This window comes from Pseudacidovorax intermedius, assembly GCF_001476815.1.
Classification (GTDB): domain Bacteria; phylum Pseudomonadota; class Gammaproteobacteria; order Burkholderiales; family Burkholderiaceae_C; genus Xenophilus; species Xenophilus intermedius_A.
In genome coordinates, this window is record NZ_LDSL01000143.1 from 1 (window position 1) to 21,346 (window position 21,346).

22 protein-coding genes are annotated in these 21,346 nt (G+C 71.1%); 7 read left to right on the forward strand and 15 right to left on the reverse strand.

Translation table 11 applies throughout. From position 1 onward, the window contains the following. The 4 genes from NS331_RS20535 to NS331_RS20550 form a co-directional block, all read right to left on the reverse strand. A partial coding sequence (locus NS331_RS20535; protein ID WP_058643810.1) for a GNAT family N-acetyltransferase occupies positions 1-499 on the reverse strand: 499 nt, incomplete at its 3' end. Next, positions 496-1,248 carry a tRNA (adenosine(37)-N6)-threonylcarbamoyltransferase complex dimerization subunit type 1 TsaB gene (tsaB, locus tag NS331_RS20540; RefSeq protein ID WP_058643811.1) on the reverse strand — a complete coding sequence of 251 codons (753 nt, stop codon included), beginning with the start codon at positions 1,246-1,248 and terminating at the stop codon, positions 496-498. The genes tsaB and NS331_RS20535, both read right to left, overlap by 4 nt. After that, a complete protein-coding gene (locus NS331_RS20545; protein WP_058643812.1) occupies positions 1,241-2,239 on the reverse strand; it encodes a DMT family transporter in 999 nt (332 codons plus the stop codon). The genes tsaB and NS331_RS20545 overlap by 8 nt, the downstream gene beginning before the upstream one ends. An 86-nt stretch (positions 2,240-2,325) precedes the next feature. Beyond that, on the reverse strand, positions 2,326-3,081 hold the full coding sequence (locus NS331_RS20550; RefSeq protein WP_058643813.1) for a DeoR/GlpR family DNA-binding transcription regulator: 756 nt from the start codon (positions 3,079-3,081) through the stop codon (positions 2,326-2,328). An 81-nt stretch (positions 3,082-3,162) separates the two neighbouring features. On the opposite strand from NS331_RS20550, the gene NS331_RS20555 reads away from it, so the two are divergent. Together NS331_RS20555 and dacB are read left to right on the forward strand one after the other, a co-directional pair. Next, positions 3,163-3,753, forward strand: coding sequence for an NUDIX hydrolase (locus NS331_RS20555; RefSeq protein WP_058643814.1), 591 nt, complete (start codon positions 3,163-3,165; stop codon positions 3,751-3,753). 70 nt (positions 3,754-3,823) lie between these two features. Then, positions 3,824-5,317 (forward strand): D-alanyl-D-alanine carboxypeptidase/D-alanyl-D-alanine endopeptidase, encoded by a 1,494-nt coding sequence (dacB, locus tag NS331_RS20560; RefSeq protein ID WP_058643815.1) that lies wholly within the window; start codon positions 3,824-3,826, stop codon positions 5,315-5,317. A gap of 79 nt (positions 5,318-5,396) precedes the next feature. Here the strand turns inward: dacB and NS331_RS25770 are convergent, their stop codons facing one another. From NS331_RS25770 to purE, 4 genes are all read right to left on the reverse strand, one after another. Further along, positions 5,397-6,458: a restriction endonuclease gene (locus NS331_RS25770; RefSeq protein ID WP_082702653.1), complete on the reverse strand. Its 1,062-nt coding sequence runs from the start codon at positions 6,456-6,458 to the stop codon at positions 5,397-5,399. Positions 6,459-6,550: 92 nt separating this feature from the next. After that, a complete protein-coding gene (locus NS331_RS20565) occupies positions 6,551-7,549 on the reverse strand; it encodes an L-threonylcarbamoyladenylate synthase (RefSeq protein WP_058643816.1) in 999 nt (332 codons plus the stop codon). A gap of 7 nt (positions 7,550-7,556) precedes the next feature. Next, positions 7,557-8,771: a 5-(carboxyamino)imidazole ribonucleotide synthase gene (locus NS331_RS20570; RefSeq protein ID WP_275936476.1), complete on the reverse strand. Its 1,215-nt coding sequence runs from the start codon at positions 8,769-8,771 to the stop codon at positions 7,557-7,559. Next, complete coding sequence (gene purE, locus NS331_RS20575; protein ID WP_058643817.1) at positions 8,768-9,322, reverse strand: 5-(carboxyamino)imidazole ribonucleotide mutase; 555 nt, start codon at positions 9,320-9,322, stop codon at positions 8,768-8,770. Before purE ends, NS331_RS20570 begins: the two co-directional genes overlap by 4 nt. Positions 9,323-9,409: 87 nt before the next feature. Here purE and NS331_RS20580 point away from each other — a divergent pair, with 87 nt between their 5' ends. After that, positions 9,410-10,315: a tetratricopeptide repeat protein gene (locus NS331_RS20580; protein WP_058643818.1), complete on the forward strand. Its 906-nt coding sequence runs from the start codon at positions 9,410-9,412 to the stop codon at positions 10,313-10,315. 83 nt (positions 10,316-10,398) lie between these two features. On the opposite strand, the gene NS331_RS20585 is transcribed toward NS331_RS20580, so the two are convergent. From NS331_RS20585 to NS331_RS20615, 7 genes are all read right to left on the reverse strand, one after another. Further along, positions 10,399-11,418, reverse strand: coding sequence for an alpha/beta hydrolase (locus tag NS331_RS20585; RefSeq protein ID WP_058643819.1), 1,020 nt, complete (start codon positions 11,416-11,418; stop codon positions 10,399-10,401). Between the two features lie 214 nt (positions 11,419-11,632). After that, entirely contained in the window at positions 11,633-12,271 is a 639-nt protein-coding gene (locus NS331_RS20590) for an MBL fold metallo-hydrolase (protein ID WP_058643820.1), read from the reverse strand. Positions 12,272-12,353: 82 nt separating this feature from the next. Beyond that, a complete protein-coding gene (locus tag NS331_RS20595) occupies positions 12,354-12,752 on the reverse strand; it encodes a PaaI family thioesterase (protein WP_058643821.1) in 399 nt (132 codons plus the stop codon). 22 nt (positions 12,753-12,774) lie between these two features. Then, positions 12,775-13,629 (reverse strand): fumarylacetoacetate hydrolase family protein, encoded by an 855-nt coding sequence (locus tag NS331_RS20600; protein ID WP_058643822.1) that lies wholly within the window; start codon positions 13,627-13,629, stop codon positions 12,775-12,777. Positions 13,630-13,658: 29 nt separating this feature from the next. After that, positions 13,659-14,414, reverse strand: a complete 756-nt coding sequence (locus NS331_RS20605; protein WP_242873840.1) for an IclR family transcriptional regulator — start codon at positions 14,412-14,414, stop codon at positions 13,659-13,661. A 24-nt stretch (positions 14,415-14,438) separates the two neighbouring features. Then, the gene (gene mhpA, locus NS331_RS20610; RefSeq protein WP_058643824.1) at positions 14,439-15,938 is read right to left on the reverse strand and encodes a bifunctional 3-(3-hydroxy-phenyl)propionate/3-hydroxycinnamic acid hydroxylase MhpA; all 1,500 of its coding nucleotides are present in this window, start codon (positions 15,936-15,938) and stop codon (positions 14,439-14,441) included. Beyond that, the gene (locus NS331_RS20615) at positions 15,931-16,488 is read right to left on the reverse strand and encodes a VOC family protein (RefSeq protein WP_242873841.1); all 558 of its coding nucleotides are present in this window, start codon (positions 16,486-16,488) and stop codon (positions 15,931-15,933) included. Before NS331_RS20615 ends, mhpA begins: the two co-directional genes overlap by 8 nt. Before the next feature lie 144 nt (positions 16,489-16,632). On the opposite strand from NS331_RS20615, the gene NS331_RS20620 reads away from it, so the two are divergent. The 4 genes from NS331_RS20620 to NS331_RS20635 all read left to right on the forward strand — a co-directional run. Further along, a complete protein-coding gene (locus NS331_RS20620; protein ID WP_058643826.1) occupies positions 16,633-17,628 on the forward strand; it encodes a Bug family tripartite tricarboxylate transporter substrate binding protein in 996 nt (331 codons plus the stop codon). Between the two features lie 216 nt (positions 17,629-17,844). After that, positions 17,845-19,602, forward strand: a complete 1,758-nt coding sequence (gene atzF / locus NS331_RS20625) for an allophanate hydrolase (protein WP_082702654.1) — start codon at positions 17,845-17,847, stop codon at positions 19,600-19,602. Between the two features lie 72 nt (positions 19,603-19,674). Further along, complete coding sequence (locus NS331_RS20630) at positions 19,675-20,673, forward strand: ABC transporter substrate-binding protein (RefSeq protein ID WP_058643827.1); 999 nt, start codon at positions 19,675-19,677, stop codon at positions 20,671-20,673. A 5-nt stretch (positions 20,674-20,678) separates the two neighbouring features. Then, the coding region (locus NS331_RS20635) for an ABC transporter permease (protein WP_058643828.1) at positions 20,679-21,346 on the forward strand (668 nt) is incomplete at its 3' end.

Consider the following 21,346-nt stretch of genomic DNA (forward strand, 5'->3'; position numbering starts at 1 on the left):
CAAGGGCTACTACCCGGCCGGGCGCGGCCGGGTAGTAGCCCTTGCGCTGGCCCACGCGGCGGAAGCCGTGGCGCTCGTAGATCTGCTGCGCCCGCGTGTTGCTCAGGCGCACCTCCAGCCACAGCCAGGCCGCACCCTGGCCGCGCGACCAGATGCCCAGCGCGCCGAGCATCAGCGCCGCCCAGCCCTGGCGCTGGAAGGCCGGCGCCACGGTGATGTTGAGCAGATGCACCTCGTCCACGCCCTTCATGGCGACGTAGTAGCCGATCAGCGTGTCGGCGGGGCGCTGCGCGGCGGTGGCATCGGTGCCGCTGCCGAGCGTGGCGGGCGCGGGCGCCATCAGGCACTGGCAGTGGTAGCCGGCATGCATCGAATCAATGAAGTTGCCGCGCGTCCACGGGTGGGTGTAGGCCTGCTGCTCGATGGGCAGCAGCAGGTCGAGGTGGGCGACGCGCATCGGCTCCAGGCGCGCCTCGGGCAGCTGGGGCAGGGCGCTCATGGCCGGCCCTCGCGGGTCAGCGGGTCAGCGCCCGCGGCGGGCAGGGCGGGGCCCGCCGCTCCGGCGCCCGCCGCCTCGGCCTTGGCCTTGGCCGCCTGGCGTTCGGCCGTCGTCTGGGCCACCTTGTCGCGCACGTAGAGCGGCTGCGCCTCGGCGGCCGGCACGGCGGCGCCGGCGGCCAGCAGGGCGGGCGCCAGCCGCAGCAGCGCGGTGGCGGTGGGCAGGCAGGCATGGCGCGGCGCGTCGGCCGGCAGCCGCTCGCCATAGGCCGCGAAGGCATTGCCGGCCAGCAGATGGCCCGCGGGCACCTCGACCTGCTGCGGCGCCATCAGGTGCGGCGCGGCGCAGGTGCCGGTGGTGGTGTCGCAGGCGGCGGCGTAGACCTCGTCCATGCGGGCATCGAGCACGGCCAGCACCTGGCGCACACCGGTGGCGTGGCGGGCCTCCTCGGCCACGGCGCGCAGCGTGTCGACCGGCAGCACGGGAAGGTCTGCGCCGTAGCCCAGGCCCTGCGCCACGGCGCAGGCGGTGCGCAGGCCGGTGAAGGCACCCGGGCCGCGGCCGAAGACGATGGCCTGCAGCTGGCCCAGCGTCAGGCCGGCCTCGGCCAGCAGCTCATGGATCAGCGGAATCAGTGCCGCCGAGGCCTGCGCCCCGCCGGCCTGCGTGCGGGCGACCACGCGGTCGCCGTGCTGCACGGCCACCGACAGCGTGTCGGTGCTGCAATCGAAGGCAAGCAGTTCAGGCATTGCAGCCCTTCGTCGTGGCGGGCGGAACCGCTGCGGCGGCGGCCGCCTGGCGCTGCACGCCCAGCAGGATGCCGCCGGTCACCAGCGCCAGCCCGGCCAGCAGGCCGGCGTGCAGCGGCTCGTTCAAAAAGAACACGGCCGACAGCGCCGACAGGCCCGGCACCAGGGCCGTGATCATGGTCGAGCGCACCGGGCCGAAGTGGCCCACCATGGCCGTGAAGGCGATGCCCGACACCACCACCGAGCCACCGCCCTGGAAGGCCATCTGGAACAGGATCAACCCCCAGGACGCCTGGCCCAGCCCGCTGGGCACCGCGCCCGCCAGCACCAGCAGCGCGTAGGCCGGCAGGAAGCTCAGCGCCGCGAAGGCGATGATGGCGATGGTGGCGCGCACCGCATCCACCCGGTGGCGGCGGCACAGCACAGCATAGGTGCCCCAGCAGAAGGCGGCGCCCATGAACAGCAGGTCGCCCTTCCACAGTTCGCCGCCGTCGAAGGCATGCAGCAGGCTGCTGCCGCCCACTATCAGGTCGCCGGCCACGATCAGCACCAGCCCGGCGATGCGCCGCGGCGTCAGCCGGTCGCCCAGCAGCGCCACGGCCAGCAGCGCCGTCCACAGCGGCAGGCTGCCCGGCATCAGCACCGAGGCATGGGCGGCGGGCGCGAAGAAGAAGCCGGCGTAGGCCAGCATGGCATAGGCCACGCCGCCGAAGACGCCCAGCGCCGCCGTCGGCCCCAGCGGCAGCGGCGACAGCCCGCCCAGCGAGCGCGCACTGCCCGGCGCGCGTGTCAGCCGCCAGCCCCAGGGCAGCAGCACCACGGCGGCGCCCAGGATGCGCAGGAAGGCGATGTCCAGGGGCATCAGCCCGTGGCCGGCCGAGGCACGGGCAATGACGATGAAGGCGGTCCACACCAGCACCGTGACGAGGGCTGCGGCGAGGCCCGCGGCGCTCGGGGACAGGCGCAGGAAAGGTCGGTCGGCGGCAGGCATCGGGCGATTATCGAGGGGGGCCGGCATCGCTGCCGGGCGCCGGGCAGGCAGCCGCGCGGGGAGAGCGGGATGGCGCTCACACCTTCTCAGGCGACCGTCACCGACGCGCCCGCCGCCCGCAGCGCCGCCACGGCCGCCCCGGGTGCCTGTGGCGCCACGAGAACGGTGGCGGCCGCGGCCAGCGGCGCGATCACGTAGGGCGAGGCGGCGCCCAGCTTCTCGGACGAGGCCAGCACCACCGTCTCGGCCGATGCCGCCATCAGCGCGCGCTTGATGGCGGCCTCCTCGGCGTCGGCCGTGGTCAGCCCAGCGCCGGACTGCACGCCGGTCACGCCCAGGAAGCAGGTGTCGGCATGGATGCGGCCGATGGCCTCGGCGGCCGTCGCGCCCACCGCCACCACCGAATGCTTGAACAGCCGGCCGCCGATGAGCACCACCTCCACGCCCGGATGCGCCACCAGCGCCACGGCCACCGACGGGCTGTGGGTGACCACGGTGGCCTGCAGGCCCGGCGGCAGGTGCCGCGCCAGCTGCACGGCCGTCGTGCCGCCGTCGACGAACACGACCTGGCCCGGCTGCACCATCGCCGCCGCGGCGCGGCCGATGGCGATCTTTTCCAGCGGCGCGAGCGCCTCGCGGCCGGCGAAGTCGACCTCGGCCGCAGCGATGGGCAGCGCGCCGCCGTGCACCCGCTGCAGCCGGCCCTGGGCCGCGAGTTCGCGCAGGTCGCGGCGGATGGTGTCTTCCGACACGCCCAGGGATTCGCCGAATACCTTGGCGACCACCTGGCCGTCGCGGCGAAGCGCGTCGAGGATGAGTTGGTGGCGCTGGCGCGTGAGCATGACCCGGATGCTAATGCTTGCTGCACGAAACTGCACGAATATTCTTGATATTGCACGATCAGGCGCCTAGCATCGGCCCCCATGACCTTCACCAGCGAACGCGTCCGGGTGCGCGACGTCACCCTGCTTTCCGACAACTGGTACACGCTCAAGACCACCCGTTTCGACTGGCTGCGCCGCGACGGCCGGTGGCAGACGCAGCAGCGCGAGACCTACGACCGCGGCAACGGCGCCGTGCTGCTGGTCTACGACCTGGCCCGCCGCACGGTGCTGCTGGTGCGGCAGTTCCGCTACCCGGCCTTCGTCAACGGCCACGACGGCCTGCTCATCGAGGCGGCCGCAGGGCTGCTGGACGATGCGGCGCCCGAGGCCCGCATCCGCGCCGAGGCCGAGGAAGAGCTGGGCTACCGGCTCGGCGAGGTGCGCAAGGTGTTCGAAGCCTTCATGAGCCCCGGCTCGGTCACCGAGAAGCTGCATTTCTTCGTCGCGCCCTACGACGCCGCCATGCGCGTCGGCGATGGCGGCGGCCTGGCCGAGGAGGGCGAAGACATCGAAGTGCTGGAGCTGCCCTTCGACGAGGCGCTGGCCATGGTGGCGGACGGGCGCATCGCGGATGCGAAGACCATCCTGCTGCTGTACCACGCGCAGCTGCACCTGTTCGCGCCACGCTGAGGCTGAGCGGGGACGCTTCGGCGGGGGATGCCGTGTCGGCGCCTGCAGCCCCTCCGGATAATCCGGGCGCATGCCCGTGCGCCGCCCTTTCTCCCGCCTTTCCCGCCGCCCCCTCCTTTCTCTTCTTCGCGCGGCCGCGCTCGCGGCCATCGTTGCGGCCGGTGCGCCGCTGGCGCTGGCCCAGGCGGTGCCGGCCACCCATACTGGTGCCGCGCTGCCATCGACCGCCCTGCCGCCAGCGGTCGAGGCCGCCCTGGCGCGTGCCAAGCTGCCGCGCGAGGCCCTCACCGTCTTCGTGGCCGACGCCGAGGGCCGCCAGCCGCCGCGGCTGGCCTGGCGGGCGCAGGAGCCGGTCAACCCGGCCTCGGTGATGAAGCTGGTCACCACCTATGCCGCGCTCGACCTGCTGGGCCCCGCCTACACCTGGAGCACGCCGGTGTACGCCGACGGCACCGTGGTCGACGGCACGCTGCACGGCAACCTGTACCTGCGCGGCCAGGGCGACCCGACGATGGTGGTGGAGCGGCTGTGGCTGCTGCTGCGCCGGGTGCAGGCCCTGGGCATCCGCCGCATCGCGGGCGACGTGGTGGTCGACCGCGGTGCCTTCGACGCTGCCGTGGAGAGCGACCCGGCCGCCTTCGACGGCGAGCCGCTGCGGCCCTACAACGCCTCGCCCGACGCCTTCCTCGTCAACTTCCGCACCGTCACGCTGGACTTCACGCCCGAGGCCGGCGGCCGTTTCGCCGTCGTCGGCGCCGAGCCGCCGCTGGCCGGCGTGAGCTTTCCCACGCGCGTGCCGCTGGGCGCCGGCGAATGCGGCGACTGGCGCGCCGCGCTGCAGGCCGACTTTGCCGATCCGGCCCAGCCGCGCTTTGCCGGCGCGCTGCCGGCCGCCTGCGGCGCACGCAGCTGGCCGGTGGCCTGGCCCGACGCGCAGCGCTTCGGCCTGCGCGCCATCGGCGGCCTGTGGCAGCAGATGGGCGGCCAGATCGACGGCCAGCTGCGCCTGGGCGCCGTGCCGGCGGGCGCGCGCCTGCTGTTCGAGGCCGCCTCGCCGCCCCTGGGCCAGGTGGTGCGCGACATCAACAAGTACAGCAACAACGTGATGACCCAGCAGCTCTTCCTGACGCTGGGCCTCACGCAGCGGCAGCGCGGCAGCTTCGACGCCGCGCGCGCCGCCGTGCGGCAATGGTGGACGTCGCGCATCGGCGGCAGCGAGCCGGCGCCGGTGATGGTCAACGGCGCCGGCCTGTCGCGCGAGGACCGGCTCACCGCGGCCGGCTTGGCGCGCATGCTGCAGGTGGCCTGGCGCTCGCCGGTGATGCCGGAGCTGATCGCTTCGCTGCCCGTGATGGGTGTGGACGGCACCCTGCGCAACCGGCCGGCGACCACGTCGGCGCACCTCAAGACCGGCAGCCTGCGCGACGTGGCGGCCATCGCCGGTTATGTGGATGGCGCTGGTGGGCGCCGTTGGGTGGTCGTCGCCATCGCCAACGACCCGACGGCTGGCGCGGCGCGGCCGGCGTTCGATGCGCTGGTGGAGTGGGTGGCGCGAGGCGGTTAGCTGCCCTCGTGGGTCAGCAGCGACATCTCGTTTGGCATCCCCCCGCTTCTTGACCTATTGCGAGGGTCTTGTTAGCTGCTCATGCAGGAACGTACATGCGCTTGAGAGGCACCAAGCGTTTGGTTTCGGCGTCGGTCCGTTCGTAGTGCTCAATCAGCGCCCTTACCAAGGTGTCCATTGTCCAAAGCGTTAGCGGCACGGCCGCACGGTCGGCTTCGTAGAACGCGTCTCGGCTGAAGCCGCCTGTGCTGACGTACAAGCCGCGATCATCTTGGTGCCTGCCGCCAAGAAAGCTGCGAATTGCTTTGCTATCCATTTGGCCGTTGCGATGCTTCACTTCTACGACGATCCGTGGATGCTCGAATCCGAAACCATCTGGGGATGCAACGATGTCTTTCCCCCGATCTGGGCCTGGCGGCGACACAAGGGTCTTGTAGCCCATGGCTCGCAAGATGCCTGCGACGAGGTCTTGCATTTCCTCCCAGTCAAGTTTGGCCACGACATCCTTGATTCGCTCCAAAGCAGTCACTTCGATCCCGAGCAGTGGATCAGTCAAAAGAGTTGTTGGCGAGCCGGCCCCCGCTGCCCCTTCTAAATCTTCGTCTTCCTCCTCTTCCTCTAACTCCCCCTTTACGACTGGCTGAGTTTGAGCAGGTATGCCGGAGGACTCGGCAATCGCCCGAATAGATGCTGCGGCCTGTTCTGGAACGACGAAAACGGTAAGCGTAGAACCAAGAGAATTTCTTGCCTTGGTGGGCAAGTGGTCCCGTTCTACCTCGATGGGACGCCAATCGACTTTCCGGACGAGCGCCACCCCATCGGCTGCTGATGCCTCCGCATATGTGGCATCGCTCGTGACAATGCCTAGAAGATAGGTGCGGTTATCAGGCGAGTAAGTGACGACCTCGTCCCCGATCTCTATCTCATTGAGAAAGCGCCAAACCTGCGCAGCGCCTGCGATGACCGTGCCTCGCTTGAGCTCTGGGCGCTTGTGCGCGTACAAAGTTCTGATTTCTGACTTTGTCATGCCTGCAGAGACCTCGCCCGCAATCTCGCTCCAGCCGATTGCGGCAATAGATCGATCTCGGAAAATGTCATACAGGCGACCACCTTCGCCCCGAATCATCCAAGTCTTAGACACGTCGCTTTCCTTTATCTGAGGATTTCGAATTCAGCGCTGCAATGCGTTTTGGCCACCTGTGGCAACTGTGGCCCTCTCCGCAAAATCTATGGTCAAGCCGCGGCCCGCATCAACCGATCCCGCACACCTTCCCACTCCGCCGTCTCCGGCGGCGTCTCGATCCAGATCAGCTTGGCGCCTTCGTCGTCGAACTGCCGCAGCAGCGCGAACAGCTGCCGTGCCGCCTCGGCCGCGTCGTCGGGCATGCGGCGCAGGATCAGCCGCTGCGAGCGGCTCTTGAGCGGCGTGCGCGACCATACGGCGATGTGCGCCGCCTGCGCGCCCAGCACGTCCAGCGCGGACTGCAGCATGCGGCCATCCATCAGCCGCACCTTGGCCGTCGGGGCGTAGTGCGATTCCAGCGTGCCCGAGGCGCGCGGATCGGGCTGGGCCAGTTCGGCCTGGCTGCGCAGGCGCTCGCCGGCCACGCGTTCGATCTGCGCGCGGGTGATGACGCCCGGCCGCAGCAGCACCGGCGCGCCGCGGCTGCAGTCGACGATGGTGGACTCGATGCCCACGGTGCAGGGACCGCCATCCACGATCAGCAGGTCGTCGCCGAATTCGCCGGCCACGTGGGCGGCGGTGGTGGGGCTCACGCGGCCGAAGCGGTTGGCGCTGGGGCCGGCCAGGCCGGGCACGCCATGGCGGGCGCAGGCATGCAGCAGCGCCTGCGCCACCGGGTGGTCGGGGCAGCGCAGGCCGATGGTGTCCTGTCCGCCCGCGGCGGCCGCGCCCACGCCGGGCTGGCGGGTGGCGATCAGCGTCAGCGGGCCGGGCCAGAAGGCATCGGCCAGCGCGCGGGCAAAAGGCGGCAGCGGCTGCGCGAAGCGAGACAGCGACTCGGCCTGCCGCAGCCGGTCGGGCAGGTGCACGATCAGCGGATGGTCCGAGGGCCGGCCCTTGGCGCGGAAGATGCCGCGCGTGGCCTCGTCGCTGGCCGCGTCGGCGCCCAGGCCATAGACCGTCTCGGTGGGAAAGGCCACCAGCTCGCCCGCCCGCAGCGCGAGCGCGGCGCGTTCGATGGCGTGGCTGTCCTGGCCGTCGAGGATCATGGCGATGTCAGCTCGCGGTGCTGTCGGGCAGGCCGAGCAGGGCCGCGGCCTGGGCGGCGGCGGCGCGCACGCTGGCGATGTCGGCGCCGGTGATGTTCAGGTGGCCCATCTTGCGCCCGCGCCGCGCCTCGGTCTTGCCGTAGAGGTGCAGGTGAGTCCCCGGAACGGCCAGCACCTGGGCCCAGGCCGGGTCGCGCTGCTGGTCGCTGCCCTCGGCGAACCACAGGTCGCCCAGCAGGTTGAGCATGATGGCCGGGCTGTGCTGGCGCGGCGCCACCAGCGGCAGGCCGGCCAGGGTGCGCACCTGCAGGTCGAACTGCGAGACGTCGCAGGCGTCCATGGTGTAGTGGCCGCTGTTGTGGGGGCGCGGCGCCATCTCGTTGGCGACCAGGCTGCCGTCCTCCAGCATGAAGAACTCGACGCACAGCACGCCCACGTAGCCGATGCCATCGGCGATGGCGCGCGCGGCCTCGACGGCACGGGCGGCGACGGCGGGCGGCAGGGCCTGCTCATGCACCTCGGTCACGGCCAGGATGCCGCCGCGGTGCAGGTTGCGCTGGGGCGGGAAGTGCACCGCCTGGCCGTCGTGGCCGCGGGCGACGATGACCGAGCATTCCAGCGCCAGGGGCAGGCGCTTTTCGAGCACGCAGGGCACGCGGCCGGTGGCCTCCCACGCCGCGGCGAGTTCGGCCAGGGTCTGCACGCCCTGCTGGCCCTTGCCGTCGTAGCCCATGCGCGCGGTCTTGAGGATGCCGGGCAGCAGGTCGGCCGACACGGCGGCCAGGTGGTCGGCGTTCTCGATCACCGCATAGGGCGCGCAGCCGATGCCGCTGGCGGCGCTGCAGCGCACGAAATGCGCCTTCTCGCGGATGCGGTCCTGCGCGATGGCCACGGCATCGGCCGCGGGCGCCACCGGCACGTCGCCGGCCAGCGTGGCCAGGGCCTGGGCCGGCACGTTCTCGAATTCGGTGGTGACGGCATCGGCCAGGCGCGACAGGCGGCCCAGGGCGTCGCTGTCCAGGTAGTCCGCATGCAGGTGGTGGTGGCTGATGCGGCCGGCCGGGCTGTCCGGGTCGGGATCGAGCACCGCCGTGAAGTAGCCCGTGGCCTGCGCCGCATGCACGAACATGCGGCCCAGCTGGCCGCCGCCCATCACGCCCAGCGTGCTGCCGGGCAGCAGCGGCAGGGTCTTGCGGCCCGGGGCCGTGACCTTGGGGCTCACAGCGCGCCTCCGCCCTGGGGCGAGAACACGGGCGCCGCCGCGGCCGGTGCGCCCTCGGCGGGCGGCGGCAGCGTCATGGCCTCGGCCACGCGGGTCTGGGCGGCGCGGAAGTCGTCCAGCTTCTGGCGCAGCGTCGGGTCGTTCACCGCCAGCATGGCGACGGCGAACAGGGCCGCGTTGGCTGCGCCCGCCGTGCCGATGGCGAAGGTGCCGACCGGGATGCCCTTGGGCATCTGCACGATGCTGTAGAGCGAATCCACGCCCTGCAGGTGGCGGCTGGCCACGGGCACGCCCAGCACGGGCACGGTGGTCTTGGCGGCCAGCATGCCGGGCAGGTGGGCGGCGCCGCCGGCCCCCGCGATGATGGCCGTGAGCCCGCGCGGGGCGGCGCTTTCGGCATAGGCGAACAGGGCGTCCGGCATGCGGTGCGCCGAGACGACGCGTGTTTCGTGGGCGATGCCGAATTGCTGGAGAATCTCGGCCGCATGGCGCATCGTCTCCCAGTCGGAGTTCGAGCCCATGACCACGCCGACCTGGATGGTTTCACTCATCTTTCAATTTTACGTTTCGGCCCCAGCTGGAACGGGAATCTGAATCGGCCGGGCGCCCGGCCATCCCCCAACGACGCAGCCTCACCCATGATCGACATCACCCTCGACAACTTCCAGACCGAACTGGTCGAAGCCTCGCTCGCCACGCCGGTGCTGCTGGACATCTGGGCCGAATGGTGCGGCCCCTGCAAGCAGCTGGGCCCCGTGCTGGAGAAGCTGGAGGTCGAATACGGCGGCCGCTTCATCCTGGCCAAGCTTGACGCCGACAAGGTGCCGCAGATCTCCAGCCAGCTTTCGCAGATGTTCGGCGTGCGCAGCATTCCCTTCTGCGTGATGTTCGCGAACGGCCAGCCGGTGGACGGCTTCGTCGGCGCCCTGCCGGCCGACAAGATCCGCGAGTTCCTGGACAAGCACGTGCCCGGCGCCGACGAGCTGGCCGCGCAGCAGGAGGAAGAGGCCGCGCAGGAGGCCCTGGCCGAAGGCGACACCGACGGCGCGCTCGAGAAGCTGCAGCATGCGGTGGCCACCGACCCGGCCAACGACGACGCCCGCTTCGACTACGTCAAGCTGCTGCTGCAGCTGGGCCGCACGGACGATGCCAAGGTGGCCTTCGCGCCGGTGATCGACCGCCGCGCGCTGGTGCGCCGCTTCGACTCGCTGCAGCGCTGGATGGACGCGCTGGACGCGGCCGAAGGCGCCGACATCGCCGCGCTGGACGCGCGCATCGCCGCCAACCGCCGCGACTTCGATGCCCGCTACGCCCGCGCCCAGGCGCTGATCGCGCAGCAGCAGTGGACCGAGGCGATGGACGAATTGCTCGAGATCCTGATGCGCGACCGGAGCTGGAACGAGGAACTGGCGCGCAAGACCTACATCGCCATCCTCGACGTGATCGAGCCGCCCAAGCCGAAGGTGGCCGAAGGCCAGATTCCGCCGGACGATCCGGTGGTGGCCACCTACCGCCGCCGGCTGTCGAGCGTGATCCTGAGCTGATCGCACGTTTCGCCCGCCCATGAAAAAGCGCCTCGGTGACGAGGCGCTTTTCGTTTGCCCGCGCCGCGGCGGGCCGGGATGGATCAGCCCAGGGCGGTGCGCAGGCGGTCGCCCGCATAGGCCATCGCATCGCGGGCCTTCTGCAGCACGGCGGCGGCGCCGAAGAACTCGTGGGCCACGCCCTCGTAGTCGCGGCGCTCGACCGGCACGCCCGCATCGCGCAGGGCGTCCTCCAGCTTGGCACCGTCGCCGCGCAGCGGGTCCAGGCGGGCGTTGATGATCGTCACCGGCGGCAGGCCCGCCAGGTCGGCGTCGATCAGCGACAGGCGCGTGTCCTTCAGATCCTCTTCCGAGTTGACGAGGTGGTCCACGAACCACTTCACCATGGCGCGGTTCAGCGGCTTGGCGATGGCGTTCTCGAGGTAGGACTCGGTGTTGAGGCTGGTCTGCGCGACGGGATAGACCGACAGCACGTGGCGCGGCGCAGGCAGGCCCGCATCGCGCACGGCGATGGCCGTCGCCACCGCCAGGTTGCCGCCGGCGCTTTCGCCGGCCAGGGCCAGGCGCACCGGGTCGCCGCCCAGCGAGGCGGCGTTCTGGCTCAGCCAGCGATAGGCGGCCAGGGCGTCGTCCCAGGCGGCGGGAAAGCGGTGCTCCGGCGCCTGGCGGTAGTCGACGGAAACGACGATGGCGTTCGCCGCCTTGGCCAGGCCGCGCGCCCCGGCGTCGTACACGTCCTTGTCGGCGATCACCCAGCCGCCGCCGTGGAAATACAGGATGACCGGGAAGGGCCCCACGCCCTGCGGCGTGTAGACGTTGGCCGGCAGCGCACCGGCGGCGCCGTCGACGGTGGCGGCCGTCATCGTGACGCCGGGCACCAGCACGTTGGGGTCGGTCGATTCGCCGCGCTGGCGCAGCAGCGCGACCACGGCGTCCTTGACGGTGGGCTGTTGGCGGGCCTCGGCCACCTCCAGCTTTTCGATGGCCTTGGGGTTCAGCGCTTCGTGCGCCTTGGCCAGTTCCAGCTGGTCGTCATCGGCGCGCAGGGCGGCGATGGCGTTGGAGGCGGCATTGAGGATGGGATTGGGCTCGCCGTGGCTCATGGGCAGGGTTCCTTGTGTGTGAGCGACAGGGCCGCGGACCGGATCGGTCTGCGGGACTGCCGTGCACCATGGCCGTGGCCGGGCAGCGGCCGCGTGCGCGGCCAGGACCGCCCGACGTAGGCGGGGGCTTCCGCTGCCGGTGGGCCTGGCGCCCGTCCAGCGTGACAGACAAGCCGCGCAGCCCATGCCGGGGCATGCGCGCGTCGCCCGCGCCTCAGGTGCCCTGCACGTACGGATTGCTGCGCCGCTCGCGGCCGAAGCTGCTTTCCGGCCCATGGCCGGGGATGAACACCGTCTCGTCGCCCATGGGCCACAGCCGCTGCACGATGCTGTCGATCAGCTGCGGATGACTGCCGCCGGGAAAGTCGGTGCGGCCGATGCTGCCGGCGAAGAGCACGTCCCCCACGAAGGCCCGCTGCGCGCCGGCGGAATGGAAGACGACGTGGCCCGGCGTGTGGCCCGGGCAGTGGCGAACGGTGAGCGTCTCCTCGCCCAGCGTCACCGTGTCGCCGTCGGCCAGCCAGCGCGTGGGTACGAAGGCGCGCGCGGGCGGAAAGCCGAACATGGCGCTCTGCTGCGGCAGGCCGTCGATCCAGAACTGGTCGCCCGGGTGCGGGCCGACGATGGGCAGGCCCAGGCGCTCGGCCAGCTCGCCGGCGCCGCCGGCATGGTCGATGTGGGCATGGGTAAGCCACAGCTGCGCCAGCTGCAGGCCGCGCGATTCGGCCGCGGCGATGAGCCGGTCGATCTCGCCGCCCGGGTCGATCAGCGCGGCCTTGTGGGTAGCGTCGCACCACACGAGCGAGCAGTTCTGCTGGAAGGGCGTGACGGGGAGGATCTGGTAGCGCAGCATGGCCAAGGCGGTCGTGGGTCAGAGCCGGCAATTGTCGCGACCGCCATGCCCCGACGGCGGCGGCGCACCGCCCGCCTGCGTCTCAGCCCGCGCGCGAGCCGATGACGCGGCAGCAGGCCGTGGCCCGCGCCACCTCGGTGCCCGCCTGCGCAAGCACCGCCTCCACGTAGCAGATGCTGCGTCCGCCGCCCACGATGGCCGAGCGGCCCTGCAGGCGGCCGGGCCGGGCCGGCGCGAGGAAGCTCAGGTTCAGCGTCAGCGTGACCACGCCGCCGCCTTCGCTCGCGCGGGCGTCCACGACGGCGGCGCACAGGTCGTCCAGCATGGCGGCGAGCATGCCGCCCTGCACGGTGCCCGCGGGGTTGAGAAAGGCGGCGGTCGCCTCGTACTCGGCGGCCAGCGTGCCGGCCGTGGTGTCCAGGGCGAGCAGGCGCGCGCCGAGCAGGGTGGCGATGGGCGGTGCGGGGCGGCCGGGCAGCATGGCGAGCGGGTTCCGGGCGGCGTCAGCCCTGCTCGTCGCGGATGCCGTTGCGCAGCACGCCGATGGCGTCGACCTCGATCTCGCACACGTCGCCCGGCTTCATGAACACCGGCGGCGTGCGCTTGTTGCCCACGCCGCCGGGCGTGCCGGTGACGATCACGTCGCCCGGCGCCAGCGGGATGAAGGTGGAGATGTAGGCGATCTGGCGCGGGATGCTGTGCACCATCATGTCGGTGGTGGCGCGCTGCATCTCCTGGCCATTGAGGCGGGTGACCAGCGTCATCTTCTGGTCGGGGGCGATCTCGTCGGCCGTGACCATCCAGGGGCCGAAGGCGCCGGTCTTCCAGAAGTTCTTGCCGGGCGCCCACTGCGAGGTGTGAACCTGCCAGTCGCGCACGCTGCCGTCGTTGTAGCAGCTGTAGCCGGCGATGTGCGACCACGAGTCCGCCTCGCTGATGTGGCGCCCGCCTTTGCCGATGACGATGGCGATCTCGCCTTCGTAGTCGAGGCGCTCGGAGGCTCGGGGCCGCACGATGTCCTCGCCATGGGCCAGCTGCGAGTCGGCCACGCGCAGGAAGATCACCGGCTTCTCGGTTTCGGTCTTGCCGGTCTCGCGGATGTGCTCGCCGTAGTTCAGGCCGATGCAGAAGATCTTGCCGGGGTTGGGGATCACCGGCAGCAGCTGCACCTCCGACAGCGGCAGCGTGGCGCGGGCGGCTTCGACATGGGCTGCCGCCCGCGATGCGAGGCCGGCGGCGATGAAGGCCTTGAGGTCCGGCGCCTGCGCGCCGAACACCGCGTGCAGGTCGACCACGCGGTCGCCGACGACGGCGCCATAGCCGTCCTGGCCGTTGTATTGGTAGCTGATGAGTCTCATGGGATTCCTTGGGAGGAGAGGGGTTGGTGCTAGGCCAGCCGACCTCCGATCCGCGTCGCGGCCTCGGTGATCAGACGGACCATCTTTTCAAGGTCGACGATCGCCAGGCGCGAGGTATCGAACACGAGGGAGATGGCGGCCCAGGCGCCGCCATCCGACTTGAGAACGGGCGCGGCCACGGCCGCCAGCTGGGGCTCCAGCTCGCCCTTGGAGACATAGTGGCCCGCCTTGCGGATGGCCGCGAAGTGGCGCCTGAACTCGGCCCAGTCGCCGGGCAGGCCGCAGCGCACGGCCTCGTCGCGCCGGGCGTCGAACAGCTTCTTGAGCGGTGCCGTGCCCAGCGTGGCGAGCAGCACCTTGGGCGCCGCGCCCTGGAACAACGGCCGCGGCCGGCCGCGCGTGTAGGCCAGGGTGGCGGGCGTGCCGCCCATCTCGCGGTGCGTGTCCAGCACCTGCTGGCCGAAGGCCTCGGTCACCACGCAGTCGAAGCCGGTGGCATCGACCAGTTCGCGCAGCACCGGCAGGCCCACCTTGAGCACCGGGTCGGCGCGGCGGATGTAGTGGTCCAGCAGGATGATGCGCGGGCCCAGCGCGTAGTGCGAGTCCTCCACGCGCTGCAGCAGCCCGACCTGAAGCAGCTGGCGCACGTAGCGGTAGCTGGTGGGCAGCGAGACGTCCAGCGCCTTGGCGATGTCCTCGGCGGTGCGGGTGACGTGGTGGTCGTCGAAGAGGTCGAGCACGCCCAGCATGCGTTCCAGGCTGGACGAGGACGAAGGGTCGGACAAGGTGGGGCCCCGGGGTGTGGGTCGTCATGGCGCCACCGGGAGGTACTGGGAGATGCGGTCCAGCTCGGAGCCCGTGCGCGCCACGCCGACGATGTAGCGGTCGGGCCGTAGTATCACGGCGCCCGCTTCGTGGCTGCGCAGCCAGTCCGCCAGCGGCGGATCGGGCTCGTCGATGACCAGGGCCTGGCTGCGGGCCCAGCGCTCGGCGGTGCCGGGCGCTGCGGCGGCGAGCAGTTCGCGCTGGCCGATCACGGCGCTGCGGCGGCCCAGCAGCTCGTCCAGCAGCCGGCCGTCGGCCAGCCGCGGCTGGGGAAAGGGCCGGCCTGCCAGGTCCTGCTGGAGCGAATCGAAGGCGCCGGCGCCCAGCAGTTGCGGTGGCAGCTCGAAGACCTCCGGCTCGCCGCTGGCGAAGCGCGCGTCGCGCTCGGCCGCCGCGGCCGGGTCGGTGGTCTGGATGATGCCGCCGAGGCGCACGGCCAGCTCGATCAGGGCGCGCACATGCGGCTTGCGTTCGGATTCGTAGGTATCCAGCAGGGCGTCGGGTGCGCGGCCGGCGAGCACCGCGTCCAGCTTCCAGGCCAGGTTGGCGGCATCGCGGATGCCCGCGCACATGCCCTGGCCCAGGAAGGGCGGCGTCTGGTGGCAGGCGTCGCCGGCCAGCAGCAGCCGGCCCTGGCGCCAGCCGTCGGCGATCACCGAATGGAAGGTGTAGATGGCGGCGCGCTCCAGCCGCGCCTGATCGGGCCGCACCCAGGGCGCGACGAGCTTCCACAGGTTCTCGGGCTGCACCAGCGCCTCGCGGTCGTCGCCGGGCAGCACCATGATCTCCCAGCGGCGCCGGTTGCCCACCACGTTGCAGTAGGTCATGGGCCGGCGCGGGTCGCAGTGCTGCACGGTGTGCGGCGGCAGGTCCACCGGCTCGGTCAGCACCACGTCGAACACCAGCCAGGGCTGGCGCAGGCCCAGGTCCACCATCGGGCTGCCCATGTGCTGGCGCACCGGCGAGCGGGCGCCATCGCAGCCCACCACCCAGCGGGCCCGGGCTTCGAAGCTGCCGCCGTCGCCGCCCTGGCTGCCGTGCAGCGTGGCGCCTTCGCTGTCCACGTCGATGGCGGTCAGGGCGGTGCCCAGCCGCACATGCACGTTCGGAAAGCGTGCCAGGCTTTCGCGCAGCACGGCCTCCAGTTCGGGCTGGTGGAAGTAGTAGTTGTTGGCGCCGCCGTGCGGCCCCAGCGCCGCGGTGCCGCCGCGGATCAGCAGCGTCTGGCCCGCCGCGTTGACGAAGTGCATGCCCTGCGTGCCGGGCCGCGAGATGGCCAGCACCGGCTCGCGCAGGCCCGCGGCCTGGAAGATGCGCAGCACCTCGCCGTCGTAATGGATGGCCCGCGGCAGGGGAAAGAGGTCGCGTTCCTTCTCGATCACCAGCACCGAGCGCCCGGCCGCGCCCAGCAGGTTGGCCAGCGTGGCGCCCGTGGGGCCCAGGCCCACGATGGCCACGTCGTAGACGGGTGGTCGTTCAGACATGCTGGTCTTCCTGCATGCGGCGGGCGACCTCGGCCTGCCATTGCGCGCGGCTCATGAACTTGGGGAAGCGCTTCGCGATGGCCTCGGCCTGCGCCAGGATGGCCTGGTCGCTCTGGGTCAGGTCGATGGGTTCGCGCAGCGGCTGCTCGCAGTACCAGGGCGTGTCCATGAACAGCTCCAGCCGGTTGCCCTCCGGGTCGCGGCAGTAGACCGAGACCGCATTGCCGTGCGTCACCGGCAGCATCTCGCTTGCGCCCTCGGCCAGCAGCCGGTCATGGAAGGCGCGCAGCGTCGCCACGTCGGGCACCCGGAAGGACAGCTGGTTGACCACGTTGAAGGCCATGTCCGCCGGCCGGCCGGTGGCCAGTACCAGCTGGTGGTGCTCGCTGGGGTCGCGGCTCAGGAAGACCAGCTGCACCGGGCCGAGGTCGCCCGCGTCGGTCTGGGTGAAGCGCAGCGCCTGCTTGTAGAAGCGCGCCATGCGGGGCAGGTCGGTGACGTACAGCCCGATGTGGCTGAACTGCAGTTGCAACGGTTGGGGAGGGGTCAACTTTGTCTCCATGCGAGAACGGACTGTTTCGCCAGTCCTTCGATGGACCAAATAATATTGTGATTATCGTATTTTGACAATGAACAATGTATTCGTATGATCCGGCCCCGTGCAATTTGCACGCGTTCGCAAACGGAGACATTCATGACCATCCTCAAAAGGCTCGCCGCTGGCGCGGCCGCCCTGCCGCTCGTCGCGGCCCTGGCCCTGGCCCTGGCGCCCACCGGTGCGGGCGCCCAACCCGACTACCCCAGCAAGCCGGTGCGCATCATTGCCCCCTTCCCCGCGGGCAGCGGCCCCGACGCCAACGCCCGCGAGCTGGCCGCGGAGCTGACCAAGATCCTGGGCCAGTCCTTCTATGTGGAGAACCGCCCGGGTGCCTCCAACATCATCGGCACCGAAGTGGCGGCCAAGGCCGCCAACGACGGCTACTCGCTCTACATCGGCACCACCAGTTCGCTGTCGGTTGTGCCGCACCTCTACAGCAAGCTGCCCTTCAATGCCGAGCGCGACTTCGCGCCCATCAGCCTGCTGGGCGTGCTCAACACGGGGCTGATCGCCACGCCCTCGGTGCCGGCCAGGGACGCGCGCGAACTGGTCGCCCAGCTCAAGGCCAAGCCCGATTCGGTCACCGTGGCCACGCAGGGCATCGGCAGCTATTCGCACCTGTCGGCCGTGTGGTTCAACAGCGTGGCAGGCGTGAAGTCGAACCTCGTGCCCTACAACAGCAACAGCCCCTACGCCGACCTGCTGGCCGGGCAGATCCAGCTGATGTTCGACGGCCTGCCCGCGGCGGCCACCAATGTGCAGGCGGGCAAGCTCAAGCTGCTGGCCATCACCGGCCGCGAGCGGCATCCGAGCTTTCCCAACGTGCCTACCTTCGCCGAGCAGGGCCTGCCCGACTACACGCCCATCGCCTGGCAGGGCCTGCTGGCGCCCGCCGGCACGGCGCCGGCCATCCTGGAGAAGCTGAGCGCGGCCATGGCCAAGGTCTGCCAGTCGCCGGAGCTGGCCAAGAAGTGGCGCGACTACGGCGGTGAACTGCGCTGCAACACGCCCGCTGAATTCACCGCTTTCATCCAGGCCGACCGGGCGATGTGGGGCAAGGTGGTGCGCGCCGCGGGCGTGAAGCTGGACTGACGGCCCGACAGACAGAAAGAGAAAGCGGGCCGTGCGGACGCCACGCCCGCGCCGGAGGGTGAGGCGCGTCCGTATCCCGTCGAGGGTTGCTGCGCGGTAGCGCAACGAGGCAGAGACAACCTGCGGCCCCGATAAGCACGGGCCGGCCAAGAAATGCCTGCGGCAGGTGGCATGCCGCTTGCATCACATCATGTATCCAAGAATGGATGCTTGAACATGGTGCACGAAGCCGCTTCTCCCGACGCCTTGATCCGCCCTTTTGCGGCCGCTGGTTCCGCTCACGTACCAGCGCCCCAGCCGGCCCCGCATGGTCAGCCCGAGGCGGCCTGGATCAGCCGTCCGGCCACGCCCATCGCCGGTGCAGAGGCCGGTCCGCTCGGCGGCCTGCGCTTCGCCGTCAAGGACAACATCGACGTCGCCGGCCTGCCCACCACGGCGGCCTGTCCGGCCTTCGCGTACGCACCCGAGGTGCACGCCACCGTGGTGCAGCGCCTGCTCGATGCCGGTGCCTCGGTCGCCGGCAAGACCAACCTCGACCAGTTCGCCTGCGGCCTCAACGGCAGCCGCTCGCCCTACGGCGCGGTGCCCAACAGCTTCGACGCGCGCTACGTCTCCGGCGGCTCCAGCTCGGGCTCGGCCTATGCGGTGGCCACCGGACAGGTGGACTTCTCCCTGGGCACCGACACCGCCGGCTCCGGCCGCGTGCCGGCGGGGCTCAACAACATCGTGGGCCTCAAGCCCAGCAAGGGCCTGATCAGCGCGAAGGGCGTGGTGCCGGCGGCGCAGAGCGTGGACTGCGTCTCCATCTTCGCGCCCACCGTGGCGCTGGCCGCCCGGGTGCTGGCCTGCGCCATGGGGCCGGACGCGGGCGATCCGTACTCGCGGCGGCTCGAGCTGGCGCGCACGCCGCTGCCGGCGCGTTTCCGCTTCGGCGTTCCGCAGCCGCTGGAATTCCATGGCGACGCGCTGGCCGCCGCCGCCTTCGAGCGTGCCGTGGCGCAGCTGCGCGAGCTGGGCGGCGAGCCGGTGCCCGTCGACTACGCGCCCCTGGCCCGTGCCGCCGGCCTGCTCTACGACAGCGCGCTGGTGGCCGAACGCTATGCCGCGGTGCGTCCCTTCTTCGACGCGCACGAGTCCGAGGTGATCGAGCCGGTGCGCGGCATCCTGGCGCGCGGCCGCGCCTTCAGCGCCGCCGACCTGGTCGATGCGCAGACCGAACTGCATGCGCTCGGCCAGCAGGCCGCGGCCATGTGGTCCAGCATCGACCTGCTGCTGGTGCCCACCGCGCCCACGCACTGCACGCTGGACGCGATGCGCGCCGAGCCGGTGCGGCGCAACAGCGAGCTGGGCCACTACACCAACTTCGTCAACCTCCTGGACTACGCGGCCCTGTCGGTGCCCGCCAGCATCCGGCCCGACGGCCTGCCCTTCGGCGTGACCCTCATCGGGCCCTGCGGCAGCGACTTCCGCCTGGCCGAGCTGGGCCAGCGCTTCCATCACGCCACCGGCCTGCCGATGGGCGCGACGGGCGGCCCGCTGCCGGCGCCGGAACCGCCGGTCTGGCCGCCGCTGGCCGAGGCCGAAGGCATGTCCATCGCCGTGGTCGGCGCGCACCTCACGGGCATGCCGCTCAACCGGCAACTGGTCGAACGCGGCGCCGTGCTGGTCGAGGCCACGACGACCGCGCCGCACTACCGCCTGTATGCGCTGCCGGGCACCACGCCGCCCAAGCCCGGCCTGCAGCGCGAGCCCGGCCGCGGCGTGCCGATCGCGCTGGAGGTGTGGCGCGTGCCGTGCGCCGAAGTCGGTGCCTTCCTGGCGCAGATCCCGCCGCCGCTGGGCCTGGGCAGCGTCGAGCTGGCCGACGGCCGCTGGGTGCACAGCTTCATCTGCGAGGCCCATGCGCTGCAGGGCGCCGAAGACGTCAGCGCGCATGGCGGCTGGCGGGCCTACATCGCCTCGCGCAGTGCCTGAGGCCCACGCGTTCCGCAGGCACCGTCGTTCCTCATTCCGTCCCTTCTTCCGTTCACCCGCAGGAGTCTTCGCATGAGCCCCACGTCCTCCTTCCGTCCCTCCCGCCGCCATGTGCTGCAGGCCGGCGGTGCCGCCCTCGGCGCGCTGGCCGCGCCCGCCATCGTGCGGGCGCAGGGCGGCCCCAAGCTGCGCATCGGCTACTGGCCGGTGGCGGCGGGCCTGCCCTTCTTCGCCGCGGTGGAGAAGGGCTACTTCAAGGAGGCGGGCCTGGACGTCGAGCCGCTCAAGTTCGCCGGCGCCCAGCAGGTGATGGAGGCCATGCTCTCCGGCCGCTCCGACGGCAGCGCCAACGGCACCGGCAGCGCCAACCTGGCCATCGGCGAGATCGCGCAGCCGGGCCTGTTCAAGATCTTCTGCACCAATCCCAGCAACGCCAAGTTCGTGCTGGAGGAATTCCTGGTGCCCAAGGACAGCCCCGTCAAGAGCGTGGCCGAGCTCAAGGGCAAGCGCGTGGCCTCGGGCCCCGGCATCCAGAACGTGACGCTGGCCAAGACCATGCTGGAGCGCGCCGGCGCCGGCCCCATGAGCGTGACCGAGCTGCCCATCGGCCAACACGTGGCCGCGCTCGCCGCCGGCCAGGTCGACGCCGTCTACACGCTGGAGCCCACCGGCACCGTGGGGCGCCTCAACGGCACCACGCGCGTGCTGGAGGCCGGCGTGGTGGCCCACTACATCCTGGGCGACCCGATGGCGCCCTGGCACGGCGGCTCGGCCAGCCTGACCACCGAGTTCATCAAGAAGAACCCCGAGGTCGCGAAGAAATACATCGCCGCCTACAAGCGCGGCATCGAGCTGGTGCGCAACAACCCGGCCGAGGCGCGGCAGTACATGAAGGGCTACACCGCCATCGAGGGCGCGCTCACCAACGAGGTGCCGCTGGCCTCGTACATGCTGCACGACGAGTTCAAGCCCGCCGACATCGCCTACTTCCAGAAGTTCTTCGACCTGTTCACCGAGAAGGGCATCTTCGAGAAGAAGGTGGCGGTGGAAGGTCTGCTGTACCGGGGCTGAACGCCATGAACGCGCCGACCTCCGCCGCCGCGGGCGCCTGGAAGCCGCCCGCCGCCGACGCCGCTGCGGCACTGCCCCGGCCGCCGGTGTGGAACAAGCTGCTGCCGGCCATCGGGCCCATCGCCCTCTTCGTGCTGTGGGACCTGGTGGTGCGGCTGGGCTTCATCAAGCCCATCCTGCTGCCGCCGCCGCTGGCCACCTTCCAGACCCTGGTGACGGGGCTGGCGGGCGGGCCGCTGCTCAACGACTTTCTCGTCACCGTGTGGCGCACGCTGCAGGCCTTTCTGATCGCCGCGGCGGTCGGCATGCCGCTGGGCGTGCTGCTGGGCAGCAACGAGAAGGCGTACCGCAGCGTGGAGTTCCTGATCGACTTCTTCCGCTCCACGCCCTCGTCGGCGCTGATCCCGCTGTTCCTGATGATCTTCGGCACCTCGGACATCAACAAGGTCGCCATCGCCGCCTTCGGCGCGCTGCTGATCGTGGTGTTCAACAGCGCCTACGGCGTCATCAATGCCCGCAAGCAGCGGGTGATGGCCGCCAAGGTGATGGGCGCCACGCGCTGGCAGATCTTCAAGGACGTGCTGCTGTGGGAAAGCCTGCAGCCCAGCTTCGTGGGCCTGCGCTCGGCGGTGTCGATGGCCCTGGTCATCGTCATCGTGGCCGAGATGTTCAT

What these genes read in the sequence shown, in the direction of transcription:
- tsaB (WP_058643811.1), bottom strand. Translation starts at nt 1,248, where the DNA reads ATGCCTGAACTGCTTGCCTTCGATTGCAGCACCGACACGCTGTCGGTG.
- NS331_RS20545 (WP_058643812.1), bottom strand. Translation starts at nt 2,239, where the DNA reads ATGCCTGCCGCCGACCGACCTTTCCTGCGCCTGTCCCCGAGCGCCGCG.
- NS331_RS20550 (WP_058643813.1), bottom strand. Translation starts at nt 3,081, where the DNA reads ATGCTCACGCGCCAGCGCCACCAACTCATCCTCGACGCGCTTCGCCGC.
- NS331_RS20555 (WP_058643814.1), top strand. Translation starts at nt 3,163, where the DNA reads ATGACCTTCACCAGCGAACGCGTCCGGGTGCGCGACGTCACCCTGCTT.
- dacB (WP_058643815.1), top strand. Translation starts at nt 3,824, where the DNA reads ATGCCCGTGCGCCGCCCTTTCTCCCGCCTTTCCCGCCGCCCCCTCCTT.
- NS331_RS20565 (WP_058643816.1), bottom strand. Translation starts at nt 7,549, where the DNA reads ATGATCCTCGACGGCCAGGACAGCCACGCCATCGAACGCGCCGCGCTC.
- purE (WP_058643817.1), bottom strand. Translation starts at nt 9,322, where the DNA reads ATGAGTGAAACCATCCAGGTCGGCGTGGTCATGGGCTCGAACTCCGAC.
- NS331_RS20580 (WP_058643818.1), top strand. Translation starts at nt 9,410, where the DNA reads ATGATCGACATCACCCTCGACAACTTCCAGACCGAACTGGTCGAAGCC.
- NS331_RS20585 (WP_058643819.1), bottom strand. Translation starts at nt 11,418, where the DNA reads ATGAGCCACGGCGAGCCCAATCCCATCCTCAATGCCGCCTCCAACGCC.
- NS331_RS20590 (WP_058643820.1), bottom strand. Translation starts at nt 12,271, where the DNA reads ATGCTGCGCTACCAGATCCTCCCCGTCACGCCCTTCCAGCAGAACTGC.
- NS331_RS20595 (WP_058643821.1), bottom strand. Translation starts at nt 12,752, where the DNA reads ATGCTGCCCGGCCGCCCCGCACCGCCCATCGCCACCCTGCTCGGCGCG.
- NS331_RS20600 (WP_058643822.1), bottom strand. Translation starts at nt 13,629, where the DNA reads ATGAGACTCATCAGCTACCAATACAACGGCCAGGACGGCTATGGCGCC.
- mhpA (WP_058643824.1), bottom strand. Translation starts at nt 15,938, where the DNA reads ATGTCTGAACGACCACCCGTCTACGACGTGGCCATCGTGGGCCTGGGC.
- NS331_RS20620 (WP_058643826.1), top strand. Translation starts at nt 16,633, where the DNA reads ATGACCATCCTCAAAAGGCTCGCCGCTGGCGCGGCCGCCCTGCCGCTC.
- atzF (WP_082702654.1), top strand. Translation starts at nt 17,845, where the DNA reads ATGGTGCACGAAGCCGCTTCTCCCGACGCCTTGATCCGCCCTTTTGCG.
- NS331_RS20630 (WP_058643827.1), top strand. Translation starts at nt 19,675, where the DNA reads ATGAGCCCCACGTCCTCCTTCCGTCCCTCCCGCCGCCATGTGCTGCAG.